This is a genomic window from Corynebacterium sp. HMSC076D02 (assembly GCF_001813815.1).
Lineage (GTDB): Bacteria > Actinomycetota > Actinomycetes > Mycobacteriales > Mycobacteriaceae > Corynebacterium > Corynebacterium simulans.
On record NZ_KV814077.1, the window covers coordinates 1 to 4638 of the forward strand.

General features: G+C 56.1%; 4 protein-coding genes and 1 tRNA gene. 1 reads left to right on the forward strand and 4 read right to left on the reverse strand.

What is annotated here, in order from left to right; genetic code table 11:
* Positions 1-31: 31 nt before the first annotated feature.
* A complete protein-coding gene (locus tag HMPREF2935_RS10470) occupies positions 32-886 on the reverse strand; it encodes an ABC transporter ATP-binding protein (protein WP_070733140.1) in 855 nt (284 codons plus the stop codon).
* Positions 887-1056: 170 nt separating this feature from the next.
* Positions 1057-1129, reverse strand: a tRNA-Thr gene (locus HMPREF2935_RS10475).
* Positions 1130-1266: 137 nt separating this feature from the next.
* Here HMPREF2935_RS10475 and HMPREF2935_RS10480 point away from each other — a divergent pair.
* On the forward strand, positions 1267-3000 hold the full coding sequence (locus tag HMPREF2935_RS10480; RefSeq protein WP_083313226.1) for a threonine/serine exporter ThrE: 1734 nt from the start codon (positions 1267-1269) through the stop codon (positions 2998-3000).
* 35 nt (positions 3001-3035) lie between these two features.
* Here HMPREF2935_RS10480 and HMPREF2935_RS10485 read toward each other — a convergent pair whose 3' ends face one another.
* Positions 3036-4079 carry an IS30 family transposase gene (locus tag HMPREF2935_RS10485; protein WP_070733142.1) on the reverse strand — a complete coding sequence of 348 codons (1044 nt, stop codon included), beginning with the start codon at positions 4077-4079 and terminating at the stop codon, positions 3036-3038.
* Between the two features lie 73 nt (positions 4080-4152).
* On the reverse strand, positions 4153-4638 hold a 486-nt coding region (locus tag HMPREF2935_RS10490), incomplete at its 5' end, for an IS3 family transposase (RefSeq protein WP_141756054.1).

A 4638-nucleotide genomic window follows, 5' to 3' on the forward strand; every position in this document is an offset into this window, starting at 1 on the left:
TAGCTGAGGTAGGAACTAAACCCAGGACGCTTCACGCAGTAATGCTGATGTCTCTCGCAAGACCTCGAGTTAAAAGCAAGCGTGCGATTTTGTCAGTATCCTCGGCTACCAAAACGAATTCTTCCCTGCGCATATCGAGCGATATCTGAGGAAAATCTCTTAATGCTTGTTCCACTTCTGACTGCGAAGCTTGAAGTTTGGCATGAATTGTTTTTCCTGAAACTTGCGCTCGTAGCTCCTGTGGGCTGCCGTCCGCTACAAGGACACCGTGATTCATCATCACGATTCGATCTGCAAAATCGTCGGCTTCTTCCAAATAATGGGTAGCGAAGATAACGGTTCGTCCCTCGCGAGCATCTTCACGTATATTCGCCCAAAAATCGCGTCGAGCTTCTACATCCACGCCAGCTGTAGGTTCGTCTAAGACGATGAGTTCAGGATTGCTGACCAAAGCCATTGCAAAACGTAGCTTTTGTTGCTGGCCTCCTGAGCATTTACCCACGTACCGTTCTGCAAACTCGCCAGCACCAGCGCGTTCTAACGCTTCCTCTGCGCTTAAGGAATCACGATGGAAACTGGCCATAAGCTCAACCGTTTCGCGAACCTTTAAGTTAGGAAGCAGGCCTCCCGACTGCATCATTGCAGAAACTCGACCGAGCACCACCGCGTTGCGCGGCGTCGTCCCGCATACTTCAATGTTTCCTGAATCTGGTTTGCTTAGGCCCAAGATGAGATCGATGGTGGAAGTCTTACCCGCACCATTAGGTCCCAAAAGGGCTACGACCTCACCGCGCTCAATCGAGAAACTGAGGTCCTTTACTGCACAAACCTCACCAAATGACTTTGTTAGTGATTCAACTCTTAACGTGGACTCCGTGTTTGCCATGGTTCAAGTCTCATGCGACACCGCGAAGAGTACGTATAGCAATTGTCATTAGTCGGCGATGACAATTGTCACGGGGTATTAATCTCAGTCGGCGACTGCCAAGTCAGAAGCTCGGCGTTGCTTTCCAATGAAATTAGCCCCGGTAGAAATAAATTTCACCAGGGCCATTGAGCTGGAGACGAGACTTGAACTCGCAACCTACGCATTACAAGTGCGTTGCGCTACCAATTGCGCCACTCCAGCACCGCGGATTGAACCGCTGCGAAGAATCGTACCCGAGCAGGCGAGCGGACGAAAACACTGGGGTGGCCCGTGCGTCGCGCAACCCCAGCGGATAGAGTGCAAGCAAGAGTCTCAATCAGTTTTTAAGGGTTTGTTGCGTGTCATTTATTTCCGCGCTGAGGGAGCGTTTTAGCGCTTCTTCCGGCTACGTTGCCACCATCGATGCGGCAAAGGCCGCGCCACCACCATCGCCGCTGGCACCAGTCGATCTAACCGACGCCGCGCAGGTCACCGGTGTCATGGAAATCGCTGCGCGCGTGGGCGAAATCCTAATCAGCGCCGGCACTGCCAACTCTGATGCCAAGGCACAGATTCACCTGGTGGCTTCTTCCTATGGTCTCCACTACTGCCATGTGGACATCATGATGAATACCATCACCATTCACCCCGCGATGGGCGCGGGCTCTAACCGCCGTAACCTACACGTCTTCCGCGTGGCCCCTTCAATTTCGGTGGACTTTTCCAAGCTTTCCGCGGTAGACCGCCTGATCTACTCGATCCGCTCCGGCGCCACACCACCGGCCATGGCCGAGCGCGTCTTGGACGAGATCAACAACATGAAGCCGCCTTATCGCACCTCCACCGTCCTTTTGGGCTGGGGCGTTATGGGCGGCATTCTCTCCGTGATGCTCGGCGGCGACGCCTTGGTGGGCGTCATGGCGTTTTTCGTCTCTTTGCTGGTTATGGGCGTCAACGCCTGGGCGGCAAAGTTCCGCGTGCCACCCTTCTACCAAAACATCATGGGCGGATTCCTCGCCGTCGTACCGGCGGCGATCCTCTACAACATGGCCGCCGGAATCGGCATTACCTTCTCGCCTTCCCAGATCATTGGTTCAGGCATCATTGTGCTCGTCGCCGGCCTTACCCTGGTGCAATGTTTGGTCGACGGCATCACCCGCGCACCGGTAACATCGGCCGCTCGCTTCTTCGAAGCCATGCTGGCCACCGGCGCCATCATCGCCGGCGTCGGCGTGGGCATTCAGTTCTCTGACTGGATGGGCTTTACCCTGCCGCCCCTGGCTACGCTCGCGCCGCCGGTCTATCACCAGGTCCCGCTGCTCATCCTCTGCGGCAGCATCGGTTCAGGCGCCTTCGCCCTGGCCTGCGGCGCTTCCTGGATTGAGGTTACCGTCTCTGGACTTACCGCCGGCGCCGGTATGCTCTTCTACTACTTCGTAGTCATTCCTTTCGGCGTGAGCGACGTCGTAGCCTGCGGCATCTCCGCCACGGCGGTGGGCCTGGCCGGCGGCCTGCTCTCGCGCCGCTACATGATGCCGCCGCTCATCACAATGATCGTGGGCTATACGCCGATGCTGCCTGGCCTTACCCTCTACCGCGGCATGTACGCCTCGCTGAATGAGCAGATGATCTCCGGCTTTACCAACCTGTCACGAGCACTAGCCATCGCCGGTGCGCTGGCTGCCGGAGTTGTGCTGGGCGAACGCGTGGCCCGCCGCCTGCGTCGCCCGCAGTACTTCCGCCCTTATGCCACCATCAAGCGCGTGGGCCACTTCTCGTTCCACCAGGCCAGCCGCCTAGCTGCCCGCAAGCCACGCATTCCGCGCGTGCCGCTTTCCCCCTTCGCCCCCAAGGTCAACCGCCCCGTCCTGCCTCCGAAGCTGGGGCCCAAGCCGCCGATGCCTGCCCAGCAGGTACGCATGCTCCAAGACCAAGCCATCGGCGAGGACTGGAAGGAAGAATGGGAGTCCATCACCGAGATGTGGCCGGTTACCACGCAGTGGGAGGCCCAACCGCAAGACGGTGGGAGCGCACAACCCGCTGCAGACGGCGCCGAAGATGCGGCCGAAACCGCCCCAGATGCCAAATCGTGAGCAAAAAAGTTCGGCGGTTTCAAGTGGTGGATGCATCACTTGAATAGTTCTTGTATCTTCTCTTCTGGTTTATACCAGTTAAGGACTTTTCTGGGGCGCCCGTTGAGAAGGTCTTGAATGTGTTGGACATCCTTGTCGGTCAGGGCACTAAAGTCGCTTCCTTCGGGCAGGAAGTCTCTGACTAGCCCGTTGGTGTTTTCGTTGGTAGGACGTTGCCACGGCGAGTGTGGATCACAGAAGTAGACTGCTAGTCCACGTGCGATGCTCAGCTTGTCTACTTGGGCTAGTTCTACGCCTTGGTCCCAGGCCAGAGTTTTAGTGATGTTGCGTATTTTGCCGGTAAACATCTCGATCAACTTATCGACAGTCGTGGCGGAATCATGAACATCTAGTTTGCGGATCATGGTGTAGCGAGTACTGCGTTCTACACAGGTTACAAGTGCAGTGGTTCCTCCTTGTCCGATGATGAGATCGCCTTCCCAATGCCCTGGAACTGCGCGGTCTTCAACACTGGCAGGGCGCTTGCTGATTCGATAGTCTTCACCAATCCAACTTCGATTACCGCGGGCTGGCAGGCGTGATTGTGGTTTTCGTCCGGTGCGTCCAGAACGCAGTGCTTTTTCTACCTTCAATTCCTGGCGTAAAGCGCCTTTGGCTTGGATGTAGAGAGCTTGGTAGATGGTTTCATGGCTAATTGACATATCCCCACCTTTACCGAAGCAGCGGGCAAGATAGTTCGAAATCTGCTCCGGTGACCACTTCGTGTTCAACCCCTCGATAACAAAAGCGCGCAGCTGCGGGTTGGTATCGAGTTTGCGGGGTTTAGGCCTGGCTAAACGGTCTACAGCCCGCTTTTGTGCCACGAGGGCATCGTAGCCATGCTCAGTCATCCCACGGGCGATTTCCCTGCTAATCGTCGACTGGTTACGTCCCAGCTGGGCTGCAATCTCACGGTGAGTAAGACCTTGTTTAAGCAGGTAGCCTATCGCTATTCGGTCATGGCGAATAAGACGCTTTCCGCGTCCTACCTTCGATTCGGATTCAGTGGGATGATCATTGAGTATCAAACGCCCAGACATGCGATTATGATGCCACGTTTTCACCGTTTCAGCGCGGGCCCGACCCCCGGAAAGTGGACACATCGGGGGCTAGCTATGCTGCTGTGGTCAGTATAGCCGAAGTCTCGGCTTCAAAGACATCAGGAGCTACGAGATTGCACCAGGAGTGCCGCCGGCGCGTGTTGTAGCGCATGCACCACCGGAAGACCTCTTGACGACAGCTAATTGGGTTGTCAAAGACTTTCCGATCACGCAGCACTTCCCGCTTTAAGGTGGCGTTAAAGGATTCTGCCAGGGCATTATCGGCACTCGTTCCAACCGCGCCCATGGACTGGCGCACACCTAACGACGAGCAGTAGTTCCTAAAGGCTTGTGAGGTGTACACGCTGCCGTGATCGGAATGGAAAATAGTCCCGTCAAGACTGCCGCGCACGCCGTGTGCGTGGGCTAGAGCATCGATAACTAGTGAGACCCGCATGTGGTCTGCGAGTGCATAACCTGCAAGTTTACGTGAATACGTGTCAATGACTGTGGCAAGGTACATGTTTTTGCCTCCCCTACACGGCAGGTAAGTAATGTC

Coding starts and splice junctions, on each gene's coding strand:
- HMPREF2935_RS10470 (WP_070733140.1), bottom strand. CDS start 886: ATGGCAAACACGGAGTCCACGTTAAGAGTTGAATCACTAACAAAGTCA.
- HMPREF2935_RS10485 (WP_070733142.1), bottom strand. CDS start 4,079: ATGTCTGGGCGTTTGATACTCAATGATCATCCCACTGAATCCGAATCG.